The sequence below is a fragment of the Methylomonas montana genome (assembly GCF_030490285.1).
Taxonomy (GTDB): Bacteria; Pseudomonadota; Gammaproteobacteria; order Methylococcales; family Methylomonadaceae; genus Methylomonas; species Methylomonas montana.
In genome coordinates, this window is the sequence record NZ_CP129884.1 from 2,233,600 (window position 1) to 2,251,179 (window position 17,580).

A 17,580-nucleotide genomic window follows, 5' to 3' on the forward strand; every position below is an offset into this window, starting at 1 on the left:
TCCGTTTATGCCGCGTTAGCCAGCGGCGTTTGGCCAAACATTAGCCGATGGCGGATCGCCGCTATCGAGGTTCTATCCTTGACCAGATTCAAGTACCAGGCGCTGTCGCTGGTGTCGCCATAGAGTATTACGCCGACGACTATATTGCTGCGTAGCACGATTTTTTTATAGACGCCCAAATCGTGGTCGATCAATTGCAAAATATGACATTCGCTATCGCCTTCGAAATCGCCCACCGAAAATAAATCGATGCCGGTGACTTTCAACATGGTCGCCGACGACAAGGTTTTATATTGGCTTGAAGTGAGTCCGGACAATTGCCGGGCGCAGACCTTCGCCTGCTCGTAGACCGGTGCGACCAAGCCGAACAGCTCGCCGCGATGTTGCACGCATTCGCCGACCGAATAAATTGCCGGGTCGCTGCTGCGCATGCCGTCGTCGACCACGATGCCATGTTGGCATTCCAGACCAATGCGCTTGGCCAGGCTGATATTGGGCTTGATACCGGTGGACATCACCAGTAAATCGGCCGGCAATACGCTGCCGTCATCGAGTCGCACCGCACTGATATGGCCATCTCGCTGATCTATGCGTTCGATGGTGGTGCCCAGATAAAAGCGGATGCCTTTATCGGCCAGTTGCCGCTGTAAAAAGGCGGCGGCCTTGCGATCCAGTTGCCGGTTCAGTAAATGGTCCGCGCGATTGATCACGCTGACTTGCATGCCGCGTTGTAGCAGGCCGTTGGCGGCTTCCAGACCCAGCAGGCCGCCGCCCAGAATCACCGCGTGGCGTTTGCTGGTGGCTTTTTCGATCATCGTTTCCACATCGGCGATGTCGCGAAACCCTAGCACCCCGTCGACATCTCGGCCGGGAATATCCAACATCAACGGTAACGAGCCGGTGGCGATCAATAGCTTATCGTAGAACGCGCAAGTGCCGTCCTTGGCGATCACGCACCGACGTTCGCGGTCCACATCGACGACCGCCTTATCCGGTCCGCAATGCAGGGTAATCCGGTTTTTTCGATACCATTCGAAATCGTGAATCATGATGTCGGCGATGCTTTTCGCACCGAACAACACCGGCGTCAGCATGATGCGGTTGTAATTGCCGTGCGGTTCGGCACCGAAGACGGTGATGTCGTAGCGACCCGGCGCGGTTTGAATCAATTCGTCAACGGTACGCATGCCGGCCATGCCGTTGCCGATCACTACCAATTTTGGTTTCATGATGTTGTCGAATGAATAGTGTGGATGATCCGGGGCGAATAACTGCATTCGCCCCGACCGCTTAAAAACTGACGTTGGCTTGCAACCAGATTTTTTGGGTATCGGTAAACGCTGCATTTTCGGTATTGAAATTGGCGTATTTGGCTAGCAAGGAATAGTGCTTGCCGAATTTTTTCAGTATCGAAAAATCCCATTCGCTGCCGTATTCGACACCGCCGGTATCGTCGTAAAAATCGTGATACACGCCGGTGAAGATCAGGCTATCGTTCATGGTTTTGTAGCTGGCGGTGGCGAATACGTCGCGTATACCGTTAGCCGGTGTCACCAGGAATAAATCGGCCCAACCTTGGAAGGCATGGTTAGTGCCCAGCGGGGTTTGGAAAACCCGGTTGTTGCCGTAACCGTTGAGTTGTTCGACGGCGCCTTGCAAGGTCAGGTTATAGGCACTCAAGCCACTCATCAGATTGATACGGTCGGCTTGGTAATGATTAGGGTTGTCCGCGTAGTCGGACTGTTTGCTCCATTCGGCGGTATATACGAAATTGACGGTATCGAAGAACTGCGGCGATTTGCCGTCGAAGCGCAAACCATAGGTTTGCGACGATTTACTGTAGTTTTCCACTTCCCGATAATCAAGCCAGTAGCCGTAGCCGATCAGATTGCCCCAATCGCCGACCTTATAATTCAAATTCAAAATCGGCGAATTCATGTCCTCGGTTCTGCCGGCGATATTTTGTACATGATCGATATAACCGGCGTTGATGGTCAGACCGAACAGCGTTTGATTGTTATGGGTGATCAAAATGGAATCGAAAGTTTGCTCCATTTGCCGCCAGCCGACGTTACCGATGAAACGATCATCGTCGAATTTGATGCGTTGCCGGCCGACTTTAATCAGCGTATCGGCGATGCCTTTGTAGCTGAGCCAGAACTGATTGAGCTCGCTTTGGTCCGGGTCGACGATGGTCGAATATTGAGTGCGGCGGTTGACAGTGCTGTTGTAATCTTCCTGCAAGGCATAAAGGCCTTCGTATTCCGCATAGGCTTGAAAATCGTGAAAGGTCGGCGTCAGGAAGCCCAAGCGCAAGCGGGCAGTATTGGCATTTGCAGTTTTCGGGCCGCCGGAGCCCTTGTCCTGATCCACATTCTCCCAACGGTAGTTCAAATCCATTTTTACCGCGCCGTTGCTGCCGTAATGGTAAAAATTCAATGCGTCTTCTACCTCCTTGGTAATGTCGGCCGACGCCGGCAAACTGGCGATGGTCATCGACAACAGTGTTGCCGGCAAGGTGACGCTCGGCAGTTTGGTTTTTTGCAGTGGCATAAAGCCCCCTTTGGCTGGATGGATAAACATGAAATCAATGAGTGTGGTCACATTCGGACAGGAAGGTCAGCAGGCTTTCCCGGTATTTGTAGTAATCGGGGTGCTCCAGCAGCGCCTTGCGGCTACGCGGTCGCGGCAAATCGATCTCCAGAATCTTGCCGATCTTGGCGTGGGGACCGTTGGTCATCATCACCACCCGATCAGCCAATAGAATGGCTTCGTCGACATCGTGGGTGACGACGATGGCGGTGACGTGAGTGCGTTCCCAAACTTCCATCAACACTTCCTGCAATTCCCAGCGCGTCAAGGAATCCAGCATGCCAAACGGTTCGTCGAGCAGCAGCAATTTGGGCGATAACGCGAAAGCACGGGCGATACCGACCCGTTGGCGCATGCCGTTGGAAAGGTCGGCGGCTTTCTTGAACATGGAGTCGGCCAGACCGACGCGGGTTAAATAGTATTCGACGATATCGTCGCGTTCGTCTTGGCTGGCGTGCGGATAGACTTTATCGACGCCGAGCATGACGTTTTGGAACGCGGTCAACCAAGGGAATAGGCTAGGGGCTTGAAACACCACGCCGCGATCCGGGCCGGCGCCGTTGATTTCCCGGTTATCCAGGATAATGCCGCCTTCGGAAATTTCGTTGAGGCCGGCGGTCATCGACAACACTGTGGATTTGCCGCAACCTGAGTGGCCGATGATGGAAATGAATTCGCCTTTTTTCATTTTCATATCAAAACCGTCTACCACCTTGACGCTGCTGTTGCCGTCCGGTGTCGGGTAGATTTTCGAGAGGTTGGCGAATTCCAGATAGCGGGCCTTGCCCAGGTCGCGCGCATTAGGTTTTAACGCGGAAGTATCCAGTTTCCAGTCGTTACTGGTATTGGGGCGTACGTCCGGCAGTTTGATTTTGTCGCTGCTCACGGTTTGGGTTTTTTCTATGCCGATATTCATCAGATAACGGGTGATTTCGGCGCGCAAGCGCTTGAACTCCTCGTTATGATTCAGCGCGGTGCGGTCGCGGGGCCGTTCCAGATCGATATGAAACGCCGGCCCGAAACTGGCGTCCGGGCCGGGATTGAGCGGAATCACCCGGTCGGCCATATAAATGGCTTCGTCGACGTCGTTGGTGATCAGAATCACCGTCTTTTTGTCCTGCTCCCAGATTTGCAGAATTTCGTCTTGCAGATTGCCGCGCGTCAAGGCATCCAGCGCGCTAAGCGGTTCGTCCAGCAACAAAATGTCGGGGTTGGCGGCCAAGGCGCGGGCGACATTGACCCGTTGGCGCATACCGCCGGACAACTCGCCCGGCTTTTTATCCATGGCCCGGCCCAGATTGACCATCTTCACGTATTTTTCGGTATGGGCGCGGCGTTGCTCGGCCGTCCAGTTCTTGAAGATCGCATCCACCGCCAGCGCCACGTTTTCATAAACTGTCAGCCAGGGCATCAGAGAATAGTTTTGAAACACCACACCCCGATCCGGGCCAGGTTCTTTTATAGGCTGGCCTTGCTTCAGCAACTCGCCGCTATCGGCATGGATCAAACCGGCGATCATCGATACCAAGGTGGTTTTGCCGCTGCCGGAAAAGCCGACGATGGCGATGAATTCGCCTTCGCGAATATCCAGATTGATGTCTTTCAGGATGGAGGTTTTATCCCGGCCTTCGCCGTAGGATTTACAGACGTTTTTCAATTCCACCAAGGGCTTGTAGGCATCGTTGGCTGGAACGGCAGCGGTTGCTGATTGTTTGTGCATGGAAAGCTCGATAATTTTTGCTTGGGCGGCGCTCATGACGGCATCCTCAGATTTTTTGGAACGAGAACAGGTTTTGTAGCGAGTGCATGACTCGGTCCAAGATGAAGCCGATGATGCCGATGGTAAATACCGCGACCATGATCCGGCTCAGCGAATTGGAGCTGCCGTTTTGAAACTCGTCCCAGACGAATTTGCCTAGCCCAGGGTTTTGCGCCAGCATTTCCGCAGCGATCAGCACCATCCAACCCACGCCCAGCGATAGGCGCATGCCGGTAAAGATGTAGGGCAGGGCGGACGGCAGAATGATGCGTTTGATCTGGGTCATCCAATCCAGGCGCAGCACTTTGCCGACGTTGACCAGATCGCGGTCTATCGACGATACGCCGACGGCGGTATTGATCAGCGTTGGCCACAGCGAACACAAGGTCACGGTAATCGCCGAAGTGACGAAGGATTTGGCGAACCAGGAGTCGTCGGTGGTGACATAGACCGCGCTGACCACCAGCGTGACGATAGGCAGCCAAGCCAGCGGCGATACCGGTTTGAAAATCTGAATCAAAGGGTTAAAAGCGGTATTCAATACCGGACTCATGCCGCACAGGATACCCAGCGGTACTGCAAACAGCGTGGCGACGATGAAACCGGCGAATACGGTACGCAAGCTGGTGAAAATTTGATCCAGGTAAGTCGGTTTGCCGGTATAAGGACGTTGCTTGATTTCGGTTTTGGGGTCCTCGGCCAGTTTTTCTTTGTTGCGTAGTTCCTGACGTTGGTAGAACTCGGCCATTTTGGTTTTTTCGGCGAAATGCTCAGCGACCAGACCGTCGACTTCGCTCCAGACCGCCACCGGGCCGGGAATCGCCCCCAGGCTGGTGTTGATGCGAGCCGCAGTCACGCTCCAGAAGCCAAGAAAAAGTACAAAAGCAATGATGGGCACACCCATGATCAGCCAAAGCTGGCGCAGTTGTTTAGCCGGATTTTCGCCGGCGGCTATTTTGACTAAGGGCACAAACCAGGTCAGGCCGGTGATATTGAAAAATTTAATCAGTTTGTTAGTCATGGCTTTACTCGCATATATTCGGGGTCGATAAAAAGGATGCGTCCATGCATCAAAATACGATCCTTGTGTAGAGCACCCACCAGAGTTCGTTAATCGACTATCTTGCCGCCGGAGACGGTTTGCTTGCCTTTCAGGCCTATCGGAAATTTGGCCAGATAATCGTTAGGCTTGTTGGCATCGAATGGAATCTTGTCGATGAAGAAGTTTTGCGATGGCTTGATGCCGGTGTCGGCCGGGAAGTCTTCGGCCTTGGCTTTACCTTCGGCGACCAGTTCTTTCGCGGCGGCCAGATAGATGTCCGGGCGATAAACTTTTTTCGCGGTTTCCAGGTACCAGTTGTCCGGTTTGTATTCGTTGACCATGCCCCAGCGGCGTAACTGCGTCAGATACCAGACCGCACTGCTGTAAGACGGGTAGCTGGCACCGTGGCGGAAGAAAGTATTGAAGTCGGGAAGGGCGCGTTTATCGCCTTTTTCATATTCGAAGGTGCCGTTCATGCTGGCGGCCAATACCTCGACATCGGCGCCGACATATTGCTTCTGCGACAACATTTCGATCGCTTCCTTGCGATTCTTGTTGTTGTCGGCGTCCAACCAGATAGCGGCGCGAATTAAAGCCTTAGTGACCGCCAGGTAAGTATTGGGATATTTGTCGGCCCAAGCCTGGGTAACGCCGAAGACTTTTTCCGGCGTGTCTTTCCAGAGTTCTTCGTCGGTGATCACCGGCACGCCAATGCCTTTAAATACTGCTTGCTGGTTCCACGGTTCGCCGACGCAGTAGCCGAAAATGGTGCCGGACTCCAGCGTCGCCGGCATTTGCGGCGGCGGAGTTACCGATAGCATGGCTTCGGCGTTGATTTGACCGGAAATGTCTTGGGGTGGTGAATAGAACCCAGGGTTAATACCACCGGCGGCCAGCCAGTAACGTAATTTCACGTTATGCGAGCCGGCCGGGAAGGTCATTGCCATATTGAACGGCTTGCCTTCCGCTTTGTATTTGTCGATGACCGGTTTCAGCGCATCCGCTTTAACCGGGCGCACCAGTTTGCCGCCCTCCGTGGGAATGTTGGGCTTCATTTGTTTCCAGATGTCGTTGGATATGGTGATGGCATTGCCGTTGAAGCCCATGCTGAACGGTACAACGATATCCGCTTTGGTGCCGAAGCCGACACTTGCCGCCAATGGCGCCGGCGCCAACATATGCGAGCCGTCCAGTTCGCCGTTGACGACTCGGTCCATCACCACTTTCCAGTTGGCTTGGGCCTCCAGTTGCACGAACAGGCCTTCTTCCTCGAAAAAGCCTTTTTCGGCGGCTACCGCCAGCGGCGCCATATCGGTGAGTTTGATGAAACCGAATTTCAGGTCTTCTTTCTCCAGTTTGCCGGCGGCGAAGCTGTGGTTGGAAAAGCCTAATATTGCCACTGCGACGGCCGAACTTAGCGCGGCGACAAGTGTTTTCGGTGTAAATATTCTGCAATGTTTCATGTCGGTTCCTGTCATTTGAGAAAAATTGGCCCAAAAAAAAGGCGTCTACGTCCGATTTGTCATCAAATCGGGCGATAGACGCCTTTGTCTCGATTGCTCAACGATGAGCTGCTTTAGTGTGCGACTCCTACGCTGGAGTATTGCCTTACATAAAGCAAACCCGGTGCCAATCTTTGCATTTCACTGGGATGTTTTTATAAATCTTATTTTAAAACAGTGGCTTATTGTGTTTTTTAAATGAGCTTGATGTGTTGTGAGTCAGACGGCGCACTAAAACGGCGTTGAAAACGATGCACTCTATTGAAACAGCCCCTGTTTTTTGCACTTGTATGGTGCGGCAATCATTAACGGTAGCCTACGGAAAAACAGGGATTGCGGATTGCACGTAGCCTTTCTAAACGCTAGCGAAGCCAACGGAATGGCGCTTAACTATCGGGAACCGGGTAAATTTGGAGTTGTTCTGGCGAGGCTTATCCGACGAGATGCTTGCCGGAGAAAGTAGAAATCGGCTGGCGTTTAAGAGAAGAGGGCGCAACGACGGCTGTTAAAGTGTTGCGCCCTTAATCGGACAAGATTGCGGTTTAGCGGGCTTGACCGGCCGCGGTCGCTTCCGGTACTTCCAGTAACCTGCCGGTTTTTACGTCGTAAACGTAGCCATAAACCGGGATTTCGCCGGGTACCAAGGGATGCGATTTAATGCGGTTAACGTCTTCCAGCACGCTTTCCGCTTGGTTTTTGATGGTCAGCCAATTGATGTATTTACCGTCGGTCGAACCTGGACCCGCGCCATTGTCGTGCCAACCGGTCGCATCGATGCTGGCGGTCTGTAAACTGCTGGCCAGCAAATCGCTCATGATTTCATTGGTAAAGGTTTCCATGCCGCAATCGGTGTGATGAATCACGAACCATTCCTTGGTGCCGAGTAATTTGTAGGAAATAACCAGGGAACGGATTGCGTCGTCGCTGGCGCGGCCGCCTGCGTTGCGGATCACGTGAGCATCGCCTTCGGATAAACCTGCGTATTTGGCAGGGTCGAGGCGGGCGTCCATGCAAGTCAGTATCGCAAACTGACGTGCGGGAGGCATGGCCAAGCCACCTTTGTCGAAACCGGACGCATATTCGCGATTGGCCAGGAGTACTTCGTTGTGAATTTTGCTCATAATAACCTCGGTGGGTGAAAAAACGTCTGGTTTAAAACCACGAAACCAGACGGTGTAACGACTATCTCCGGGCGGCATTGTAGCCAAGCGCTATTCTGGTTTAAAGATGCTATTTGGTTTATAAAATATAAACTTTAAGTTTATATTGGATGCTGCAATGGATAAGTTTAACAACATGCGCGTTTTTTGCCGGATTGTCGAGTTGGGCACGTTTTCGGCGGTCGCCAAGGAAATGAAGCTATCGACCATGATGATCAGCAAATACATCGCCCAACTGGAGGCGTCCTTGGGCGTGGTTTTGCTGCATCGCACCACGCGCAGCTTAAGCCTGACCAGCGCCGGAGAAGCTTATTACAACCGCAGCAAGCAATTGCTGGAGGATCTGGCTGATTTGGAAGCCGCCACCGCGCAATTGGGCGAAAGGGTGAAAGGCACCATCAAACTCAGCGCGCCTATCGATTTTGGCGGTATGTATATGGTGCCGGCTATCGAAAGTTATCTGCGCCAATATCCGGAGGTGAAGATTTTGATGTCGCTGGACAACAAGCCGCCGAATTTACGGGTCGGTAGTTTCGATATTTCCTTATTGGTGACCGACACGCTCGACCCTGGCGTCGTGGCGCGCAAGATTGCCGAGACTGAATTATGTACCTATGCATCGCCGGCTTATCTGAGCGAAAAAGGCTGTCCGCAAACGATAGACGAGCTTGGCAACCACCAATGCCTGCATTATGTCGATACGCCGCATGGGGATTATTGGCTGTTTAATGTCGATGGCGAACTAAAAAAAATCAAATCCGATTGGGTGCTGGCGTCGAATAACGGTCGGGCATTGTGTCAGGCGGCGGCGATGGGGATGGGAATCGTCCAGGCGCCCAGGCTATCGGTAGCGCCGTATTTACAAAGCGGCGAGTTGGTGGAAATTTTGCGCGAATACCGCCGCACATCGCTGGCAATCTACGCCACTTATTTGCAGCGGCGTTTTTATCCCGCTAAGTTAACAAGCTTCATCGATTTTTTATTGGCGTATTTCGAGCGATAAGGCTGAAATTGGGCTTATGAAATCAAATACGTTGACTGCGGTTCCTCGGCCGCTTCGAGTATTTGTTCCATGCTGACTTTATCGTAACCACCGGATAGCAGGACGATAAAACGCTCGCGCAGCATCGGGCTTTGCCGGGAACGCAGGATAATATTATTGGCGTCTTTTTGCTCCAGAATCCGATACCAGTTGTAAATCATTTGGAAAATCCGCCCCATCGGTTCACGGATGCGCTCCTCATAATTACGCAACCGGGCCGCGCTGAAATCGCCGCCGTTAGCGAAACCGTCCAGAATGGCATCGGCAGCGAACAGACCGCTACGCATCGCCAGTGTCACGCCGGCGGAAAACACCGGATCGACAAACATCGAGGCATCGCCCACCAGCACAAAGCCGTCGCCGTGAAAACGCTCATTCATATAACCGATAGAAGAAATGGTTTTGACTTCCATCGCTTGCTCAGCGTCTTCGAGCCATTCGCGCACGCTGGTACAACTGGCGATGGCTTTCTCGAAGCGTTCTTGGGGAGAATCGCCCAAGTTTTTCGCGAAGCGGGTATCCAAAACTGCACCGACGCTGGTGATATCGTTTCTTAAAGGGATATACCAAACCCAGCCGCCATCGATGGTGTGGATGTCGGTCGTCACCGAGCCATCCATCACCTCGCCAAAATTGATAAAACCGTGCGGATTGCGGCGAAAGCCACCCTTGAAATGGGCAAAATGGGCGATTTTGTTCAGTTCGGGTAAGGGGCGCCGCCAGTTGAGTTTGCGGGCGATCAGCGACTCCCGTCCTGATGCGTCAACCACCACCGAGGCATGAATCGGCGCAGGTGCGGAACCATTCTTCCCGGCACTAACACCAATCGCTCGTTCGCCTTCGAATAGTACGTCCGCGACTGACCATTCCCGACGCACGTCAACGCCACATTCTGCTGCATGTTCCAGCAAAATTTCATCGAAACGAGCGCGTTCGACATGATAGGTATAAGGCCGTTCGAAATACCCTGGATATTCGGCAGTCAGTAGCAACACATCGGGTTTTTGATTGAACATACCGAAATTGGCGCCCTGTTTCACTGTAAAACCTTCGGCTTCAATCTTTTCGGTGATACCCAGCCGCCGCCAGATTTCCCAACAGGCCGGCAACAAGGATTCACCGATTTGAAAGCGCGGAAAACGAGAGCGCTCGAACAACACCACGCGTTTGCCGGCTTTAGCCAACATGATCGCCGCGCTGGCGCCGGCCGGGCCGCCACCGATGACGGCGGCATCGAAGCATTCAAATTGCGACATCGGATTCCACCTGAATCTGGGAGTGATTGTTTAATTGCATGACTAGTTTGTTGCAATGCCGTTGAGTTAAGCAGCCTCTTCTGTTGGACGCTGTCGTAAAAGTCAAATGTAGGTTGGGTTGAATACAATAAAGCCCAACCTACCTATTACACAGCCTCTGATAGAGGGCGGGACAGGGAACGGTTTTCCTTAACTTAACGGCATTGCTGTTTTGAGTGTGGGTTTCTTACTGTTCAGTCTAATACAAACCCGTTGGCAACGCGTTCATGAACAGGAGGGCTAAACGCAAAACAGCTTCCATCAGCGTTGTCAGCATCTATTGTTCCAGGCAATTACATGCACCGTTTGCATAAACGCTAATTTTGCAATAATACCCCGCTAACTAACTCTAAAACCAGCCGCCGATGAACACCACGGAAATATTCCTGATTGCTCTGACCATTATCTACAGTTTGCCGTATCTGATATGGCGAATCGGCAGGACAGACTATTTCGCGCCATTGGTGGTGGTGCAGATCATTACCGGCATCCTGCTGGGGCCTGGCATTTTAGGTGCGGCATTTCCCGATTATTACGCCTTTGTGTTCAACAACCAGGTGATACAAGCGCTGAACGGCATCGCCTGGTGGTCGGTGATGCTGTTTGTCTGGGTTGCAGGCATTGAATTGGATCTGCGCCAAGCCTGGGAACATAGGCTGGAAAGTACTATCACCGCCGGACTGGCGCTGGGCGTGCCTTTGGGGTTTGGCTGCGTCGCCGCCTTGGGTATGCTGACGTTCGAGGGCTGGATAGGCAGTAAAGCGATGCCCTGGCAATTCGTACTGGGTATCGGTATGTCCTGCGCGGTGACAGCGTTGCCGATATTGATTTTATTGATGGAAAAACTGGAAGTCCTGCGCCAGCCCATCGGTCAGCGCATCCTGCGTTATGCCAGCATGGACGATATTGCGATTTGGGCGGTGCTGGCATTAATTCTATTGGATTGGGAGCGGGTGGGTCGGCAGGGTGCTTTTCTGCTGGGTTTTGCGATATCGGCATATGGGATTAGGAAACTGATGGCCTGGCTGCCGGAACGCGACCGTTGGTATGTCGGCATCATCGCCTTGGCGGCTACCGGTTTTGCCGCGGATTGGGCGGGGCTACATTTTATGGTCGGCGCCTTCCTGGCCGGCGCTATCCTGGATGGCTGTTGGTTCAATCAAACGCAAATGGACCTGTTACGCCATCATCTTTTGCTGACGGTGATGCCGGTTTATTTCATCAGCGCCGGCTTGAAAACCAATTGGGCCATGGGCGGAACCGCGGTGCTGGTCGTCGCCGGCCTATTGTTGTTTGTCTCGGTGTTCGGAAAGCTGCTCGGCACCCATCTGGCCGGAAAAATCCTGAAATGGAAACGCGGCGAGGCCTCTTTGATTGGCTGGCTGCTGCAAACCAAGGCCTTGATCATGATCATCTTTGCCAATGTTTTGTTGGATAAGGAAATTATTACCAGCGAGACTTTCACGGCCCTATTGCTGATGGCCGTGCTCAGCACCATGCTGACGGTGCCGGTGGTATCGCCGAAACTGGCGCGAATGAAGTCGATTATCTTCCGCGCCAAATAACGGTTGTAAACCGTAAAACCGCCAGCGTTGATCTGGGTTCCGTCACCACCTTACTTGGGCTTGTAAATCTAAGAACATCAATGACAAACTGTTACCAATTGCAAAAAATTATCCTGATAGACAGTTTTTGGTCCGGCAAAACCGTTTTGTTGAAACTGGACGGGCACACCAATCTCAGCGGCACCAACGGCGCCGGCAAAACCACCTTTCTGCGCTTGATGCAGTTGTTCTGGGGCGAGCGCCCCAGCAATATCGTCGGTGGCAGCGGCAGCAAAAAAAGCTTTCTGGAATATTATCTGCCCCGCACCAGCAGCTATCTGGTGTATGAATACCAACGGCCCTATCAACAGGTTTGCCATGTCATGGTGCAAAGTGATGGTCGCGCTGCTAGATACAAGTTCATTGACGCACCGTATCGGCAGGATTTCTATATCGCTGAAAGCGGTTATCCCCGCGACAGCCAGAGTATAGAGCGTTTTTACCGAACGACCGGGTCTGAAACGTCCAAATTCGTCGCAGTCGACGACTACTGCGGCATCATTCAGTGCCATCAGCTCAGCGGTGGCAAAAAAGACTTGCGCCTGTTGCAAAAGCGTTATGCGATGGCTGCCGCACCGATGAACCACATCGAAAAAGTCATCGGCTCGGTGATCGAAAAAATCGGCGATTTCGACGTGATCAAGCAAATGCTGATCGATATTTCCCGCAGTAAGCTCAGTCAAACCTTTTTGCAAAACGAAGACGAACAACAACCCTTCCAGCTGAATAAACAACATATCGACGCCTGGCTGGCCGATTTGAGCGCGGCGCGGGAAATTGAAGCCAAGCGCGCCGACTTTGACCAGTTGCTGCAAACCCTGGCCGAGCTGAAGCAAACCCTGAAGTTGCTGTCGCATTTGCACTTTCTGGGTCGGGACAAATACAAGACCGGGCAGCGAGACAGTGAAAAACTGGGTGGCAGTCTAACCGGCTTACGCCAACAGCGGGATCATCTGCAGCAAACCTACAATCAACAGCTTGAACCCAAGGAAGACGCGCTTAGAAATGCAAAAGTCGGCTTAGAAGACCTCAATTTCCAAATCGAACAGCTGGAAGCGCAAAAACTGACATTCGAAGCACAAGGCGCCGAAAGCTTTGGACTCAAAGGTGGCAAGGCCGAAGACTACGCGCAACAACAGCAGGATATTCAAGCCGAACTGGATGCGCTTGAAAACAAAACCCAGGAAATCACCCGCTTTTACCAAAACAAATTATTCGAGCTACGGCACGGCCACGACAGAAAAGTCCAAAGCTACCAACAGCAACGCTCCGAAGCCAAACTGCGGCAAAGCCAAAGCCTGCGCGAAGCGGATAGCGAATTTCAGCAGCGCAAAGATCGCTTGCTGGAAGACAAAGAACGCCGCCTGCAGCCTGTTAAAGAACAGCGCACGCAATTTTCGACCACATTTCAGCTCAAGCAAAACGAACTAAAAAATCCGCCGATTCCGGATAGTCTGCGCGCCGATCAGCGCAAAAACCGCGCAGCGCTGGATGATGCCGGCCAGTGCAGCAAGGCGGCTTATCAAGCCTTGGCCGAAACGCAATCCGATTACCAAAACCGGCTGAATCTTTACCAGCAAATCGAACGGGATATCCAAGCCAAGAAAGCGGAATCCAGGCGCACAAAAGCACAGCATGCCGACTGTCAGAAACGTCTACGCCCGGAGCCTGGTTCGCTGCAATATTTCCTGGAACAGGAAGTCGAAGGCTGGCAGCAAAACATAGGCCGGGTGATCGCGCCGGATCTCTTGGACAATAGCGGCCTAGCTCCGCAATGGAATAACCAAGCTAGCCAGGAGTTTTACGGCCTTAGCATCGACTTGGAGGCCTTGGCCGATCGCAGCTCTCTGACAGAAGACAAGGCACACCTGGAACAGCAGGAAAAAGACCTGTTCGAACGGGTGACCACATTAAGCAAGGAATGTGCTGAACTGGAAGCATCTTTGCAAGCCGCCAATAAACTGCGCGAGCAAGCCAAGGCCGCCGGGGGTAAAGCACAACAAGCCGTGCAACAGGCCGACAAGCAGGAGGAAAACCTGCGCAACGAAGGCAAAGCGCTGTCCGACCAGGTCGAGGCTGCAACCGCCAAATCCAGACAGCAATTGGAAGATAGCATTAACCAATTGTCCGCCGACATCAATGCCTGCGACAAGGCCTTGGCCGACATCGACAGACAGCACTTGCAGGTCATGCGGGAGCTGCAAAACGAGTATCTGGCCCGCAAAGGCATCATCGATTCGGATTTGGAGAATTTTCTGCTGGCCATCCAGGCGCAAATCGAAGCCGACAACGCGCATTTCAAACAGGAGCAAAGCCGCATCAACCAGCAATTGAAAAGCGATTTAGTGAGCAGCGGCGCCGATGAGCAGACTGTTTTGACGCTAATGGCTACACGCAAAGAAGCAGAGCACTTGGAAAAAGAGGCTCGCGTTTTTCAGCGCAAAGCCCAGGAATATCAAGACTGGCTGCAAAAACGCTGGCAACAGCATCCGCAGTACTGCCGGCAACGCGATGACTGCTTTCGTCAAATTCAGCAGTTGCAAGACGAAACTGATCGGTTAAAGCAGGATTTTCAACGGCAAAGAACCGAGTTGAACCAACAAATCGGCACTCTGGAAGAACAGCTGAAGACAAACAACAGCCTGTTGGCGCTGTTGGAGCAATGCATGGAGCAATTACGCAATTGCCCGCCGGTGTTGGCCGAGGGCCAGCCTGACTATGCGGCGGGCACTCTACCTCGCTTGGTTCAAGAAAACATCAAGCAACGCAAGCGTCAAGAGCACGATATTCAAAGCGGGAAGCAGGAGCTGGTGAAACTTTTCAACTCTCATCAGCGCAGCCAATTGGCGGAAGCCTGGTCGCAAGCGCTGCACTCGGCTGCTCACCGCAGCGAGTTTTTTCAGGCCGAAGCCCTGGAGATCGAACAACCGTTAATCGATGTATTGCAAATGGTCGGCCACGTCAAACAGGCTACCGCTCAACAAATCGAGTTGCACGCTTCCAGCGTCAACACCTTTTATCAGCATTTGTATAATTTTGACCGCGCGATCAAAAGTACCGGCAGCGAATTGTCTAAATACGTCAGCGAGGAACGCTATTTCGCCGCGCTAGGCGAAATCACAGTCAATATCCGTTCCAAAATGAGCGACCTGGAATATTGGCAAGCCTTGAAAAAGTTCGGTGATCAATACGGCCAATACCGTGACACCGCTGAATTGAGCGGACAACAGGGTGTTCCGGAAGGTTTGGTGCAGGCCATGAACGAACTGACCGCGCTGTTGCCGGCCACTGGGGTCAAAATCAGGCATGTGGCTTTGTTCGACATCGAATTCAGCATCTTCGAAAACGGCCAGCTTAAACATGCCCGCAACGCCCGCGAATTAAGGGACGTGAGCTCCACCGGCCTGTCTTATCTGGCGCTGATTACCTTCTTCACCGGCGTCACCGCCATGCTGCGCAAACAAAACCCCACCGTGGTGTGCTGGCCGATCGACGAACTCGGCGATCTGGCGCCGGAAAACATCGAGGCGATGATGAATCTTTTAGCCAAGCAAAACATCCATATTCTTTCTGCAACCCCGACCGCGGACCGTCATGTGCTGGGTTTGTTCAATCGCCGCTATCTACTGACTCAGCAAAGGCTGCACGAAGTAGAACTACCGCCCAGCAAGCTGGATACACTGTTGAACGCACAGACTCTCCAGGAGGCTAATCATGTTTAAGCAAGTTGCCGAAGACCTGTTGACTGGTCATTTCATTTGTCCGACTGCCTACCCGGAGGCGTTTGAGTATTTGTCGCAGCCGGCCAATGCCGACAAGATCAACGCCTTCTTAAAACCACTGGACCGCGAATTGTTGAATCTGGACGGCGAACTGTTTTACGCCGGCTACACTGTAGTCGACGACAGCAACCACGCCGCCATCAGAGAGGCTTTTTCGGAAATACGCTCGCAGTTACGCCCGGTGGTGGAATGGATGGATATGGTGATGACGGCTCTGGGGCAAGACACGCCGATTCGGGCTCGCGACGAGATTCGCCTGCATAAGTTGTTGCAAGCCATTGAGCATGAACCGTCCTTATCGGAACAACTGAGTCGCCTTACGCAATTAACGCTGTTCAAAACTAACAAAACGGTTATCGCCGAGCAGTTGTCCTGGGTATTGCAAAAATTGGAACAAACCGGCTACCTGGCTCGCCCCAATCCGCAAGCTTCGGTTTATATTGCTACAGGCAAGATCAATTATCTGCATGCCGTGATTGCCTTTTTGAACGATGCCGAGAACCTGGAGTTGGATCAACACGCAAGCGACGGCGAAGACCACGAACAGCAGGAACTGTTTTTATGAGCTTTGATCACGAGCAGATTGCCGGACTGATCCGCAAGCTGGCCGGTGCCGACCAATTGTTGGCGCAAACTTACAGCGACGGCACGCTGTTCGCCGATGATGAAAACCGTGCCGCGATCAACAGCTTAAAGAAATTCGGTATTTTACGCACCGCCGATACCAGCGATGAATACCGTTTGACCAGCGACATCAAGCGCTTGATCGACCGCCTGCTATTGCGCAATCAGCGATACCAGCAAAGCATCAACATGGCCAAGATAATTTTGAATGTTGAGGAAGACATCGAAGACTATCGCCGCGCAGTGGAACAGAACCGCCAGGACGAAGCGCAATATCATCTAATACAGATCGACGATACGCTGTACGAGGCGATTGAGGCGCTGGAGAACAGCCTGAGTGTGATGTTCGCGGCCATCATCAGCCAATTCGGTTTTGTCGGATCTTTGAGCAGCAAAATCAGACAAAACCAACGGGCGCTTAACTATGCTCAAGATCTGGTGCAAGAGCTTAATCAAGTCAGAATCAACGATTGCTACGGTTGGCTGAGCTGGAGCACTATTCCGCCGGAATTGAGTCGAAAAGTCATCAATTTCATCGACCAACACAAAAGCATCGTCGAACGGCTGACCGGTATCGTCGGTCGCATGAAGGAATTGCTGTTCAAATTGCGGTTGCAAGAGCAAACCGCCAACCGCTGCCGGGCCATGGCGTATTTTCTCAGGCAACATCCGGAATGGGAAGCACTGGACTGGAGCGCGGAAGCCAGCATCCCGGCACTATTAAAACGCGGTGCCGGCCTGGCACTTCAGCCCGGCATCAATACCGCCAATCCTGTATTGCAGGCCGATCTGACCGCTATCGTCCAGGAACTGCGACGCCAGTCTAAGCCCGTCGCGCCGCTGGCAAGGGACAGCGCCTCACAGCCGCTGAATACCGAGATTCCCGATCGGATCGCATACGATCAAGATCTATACGAAACCCATATCGAAAATCTGTTTGCGCTAGCGCTTCAGCAGCAGGGACGCAAAATTTCGGCACTGCATTATTGGCGTGAGCAAAGTCTGGAAGTCAAAGCCGAACTGTGGCTGGACATGATATTCGCGCAACATTGCTGCCTGCCCCAACGTGTGCGCCACGCCATTATATTGGACATGCAAGGCGAAAGCCTGGCCGGTTTCGATGGTAACCAGATCATCGAAGAAATCGTGCTACAAAGGGTGGCGTGACATGGACAGGA

Annotated in this window: 12 protein-coding genes; 5 read left to right on the forward strand and 7 right to left on the reverse strand. The window is 52.7% G+C overall.

The features are described 5' to 3' along the window. Positions 1 to 5: 5 nt before the first annotated feature. The 6 genes from QZJ86_RS10410 to QZJ86_RS10435 form a co-directional block, all read right to left on the reverse strand. Positions 6 to 1,229 (reverse strand): NAD(P)/FAD-dependent oxidoreductase, encoded by a 1,224-nt coding sequence (locus QZJ86_RS10410; protein ID WP_301938750.1) that lies wholly within the window; start codon positions 1,227 to 1,229, stop codon positions 6 to 8. 61 nt (positions 1,230 to 1,290) lie between these two features. After that, on the reverse strand, positions 1,291 to 2,553 hold the full coding sequence (locus tag QZJ86_RS10415) for an alginate export family protein (protein WP_301938751.1): 1,263 nt from the start codon (positions 2,551 to 2,553) through the stop codon (positions 1,291 to 1,293). Positions 2,554 to 2,587: 34 nt separating this feature from the next. Beyond that, the gene (locus QZJ86_RS10420) at positions 2,588 to 4,312 is read right to left on the reverse strand and encodes an ABC transporter ATP-binding protein (RefSeq protein ID WP_407081661.1); all 1,725 of its coding nucleotides are present in this window, start codon (positions 4,310 to 4,312) and stop codon (positions 2,588 to 2,590) included. Between the two features lie 46 nt (positions 4,313 to 4,358). Beyond that, on the reverse strand, positions 4,359 to 5,372 hold the full coding sequence (locus tag QZJ86_RS10425) for an ABC transporter permease (RefSeq protein ID WP_301938754.1): 1,014 nt from the start codon (positions 5,370 to 5,372) through the stop codon (positions 4,359 to 4,361). A gap of 89 nt (positions 5,373 to 5,461) precedes the next feature. Then, positions 5,462 to 6,856, reverse strand: a complete 1,395-nt coding sequence (locus QZJ86_RS10430) for a CmpA/NrtA family ABC transporter substrate-binding protein (RefSeq protein WP_301938757.1) — start codon at positions 6,854 to 6,856, stop codon at positions 5,462 to 5,464. A gap of 581 nt (positions 6,857 to 7,437) precedes the next feature. After that, positions 7,438 to 8,016: a beta-class carbonic anhydrase gene (locus tag QZJ86_RS10435; RefSeq protein WP_301938759.1), complete on the reverse strand. Its 579-nt coding sequence runs from the start codon at positions 8,014 to 8,016 to the stop codon at positions 7,438 to 7,440. Positions 8,017 to 8,173: 157 nt separating this feature from the next. Here QZJ86_RS10435 and QZJ86_RS10440 point away from each other — a divergent pair, with 157 nt between their 5' ends. After that, on the forward strand, positions 8,174 to 9,058 hold the full coding sequence (locus tag QZJ86_RS10440; protein ID WP_301938761.1) for a LysR family transcriptional regulator: 885 nt from the start codon (positions 8,174 to 8,176) through the stop codon (positions 9,056 to 9,058). Between the two features lie 14 nt (positions 9,059 to 9,072). Here QZJ86_RS10440 and QZJ86_RS10445 read toward each other — a convergent pair whose 3' ends face one another. Further along, positions 9,073 to 10,353, reverse strand: a complete 1,281-nt coding sequence (locus tag QZJ86_RS10445) for an NAD(P)/FAD-dependent oxidoreductase (RefSeq protein WP_301938762.1) — start codon at positions 10,351 to 10,353, stop codon at positions 9,073 to 9,075. Positions 10,354 to 10,757: 404 nt separating this feature from the next. On the opposite strand from QZJ86_RS10445, the gene QZJ86_RS10450 reads away from it, so the two are divergent. From QZJ86_RS10450 to QZJ86_RS10465, 4 genes are all read left to right on the forward strand, one after another. Then, complete coding sequence (locus tag QZJ86_RS10450) at positions 10,758 to 11,957, forward strand: cation:proton antiporter (RefSeq protein WP_301938764.1); 1,200 nt, start codon at positions 10,758 to 10,760, stop codon at positions 11,955 to 11,957. A gap of 80 nt (positions 11,958 to 12,037) precedes the next feature. Then, positions 12,038 to 15,718 carry an ATP-binding protein gene (locus QZJ86_RS10455; RefSeq protein ID WP_301938765.1) on the forward strand — a complete coding sequence of 1,227 codons (3,681 nt, stop codon included), beginning with the start codon at positions 12,038 to 12,040 and terminating at the stop codon, positions 15,716 to 15,718. Beyond that, positions 15,711 to 16,343: a condensin complex protein MksE gene (locus QZJ86_RS10460; RefSeq protein WP_301938766.1), complete on the forward strand. Its 633-nt coding sequence runs from the start codon at positions 15,711 to 15,713 to the stop codon at positions 16,341 to 16,343. The genes QZJ86_RS10455 and QZJ86_RS10460 overlap by 8 nt, the downstream gene beginning before the upstream one ends. Then, positions 16,340 to 17,569 (forward strand): hypothetical protein, encoded by a 1,230-nt coding sequence (locus QZJ86_RS10465; RefSeq protein ID WP_301938767.1) that lies wholly within the window; start codon positions 16,340 to 16,342, stop codon positions 17,567 to 17,569. The genes QZJ86_RS10460 and QZJ86_RS10465 overlap by 4 nt, the downstream gene beginning before the upstream one ends. Positions 17,570 to 17,580: the final 11 nt, after the last annotated feature.

Coding starts and splice junctions, on each gene's coding strand:
- QZJ86_RS10410 (WP_301938750.1), bottom strand. CDS start 1,229: ATGAAACCAAAATTGGTAGTGATCGGCAACGGCATGGCCGGCATGCGT.
- QZJ86_RS10415 (WP_301938751.1), bottom strand. CDS start 2,553: ATGCCACTGCAAAAAACCAAACTGCCGAGCGTCACCTTGCCGGCAACA.
- QZJ86_RS10420 (WP_407081661.1), bottom strand. CDS start 4,312: ATGCACAAACAATCAGCAACCGCTGCCGTTCCAGCCAACGATGCCTAC.
- QZJ86_RS10425 (WP_301938754.1), bottom strand. CDS start 5,372: ATGACTAACAAACTGATTAAATTTTTCAATATCACCGGCCTGACCTGG.
- QZJ86_RS10430 (WP_301938757.1), bottom strand. CDS start 6,856: ATGAAACATTGCAGAATATTTACACCGAAAACACTTGTCGCCGCGCTA.
- QZJ86_RS10435 (WP_301938759.1), bottom strand. CDS start 8,016: ATGAGCAAAATTCACAACGAAGTACTCCTGGCCAATCGCGAATATGCG.
- QZJ86_RS10440 (WP_301938761.1), top strand. CDS start 8,174: ATGGATAAGTTTAACAACATGCGCGTTTTTTGCCGGATTGTCGAGTTG.
- QZJ86_RS10445 (WP_301938762.1), bottom strand. CDS start 10,353: ATGTCGCAATTTGAATGCTTCGATGCCGCCGTCATCGGTGGCGGCCCG.
- QZJ86_RS10450 (WP_301938764.1), top strand. CDS start 10,758: ATGAACACCACGGAAATATTCCTGATTGCTCTGACCATTATCTACAGT.
- QZJ86_RS10455 (WP_301938765.1), top strand. CDS start 12,038: ATGACAAACTGTTACCAATTGCAAAAAATTATCCTGATAGACAGTTTT.
- QZJ86_RS10460 (WP_301938766.1), top strand. CDS start 15,711: ATGTTTAAGCAAGTTGCCGAAGACCTGTTGACTGGTCATTTCATTTGT.
- QZJ86_RS10465 (WP_301938767.1), top strand. CDS start 16,340: ATGAGCTTTGATCACGAGCAGATTGCCGGACTGATCCGCAAGCTGGCC.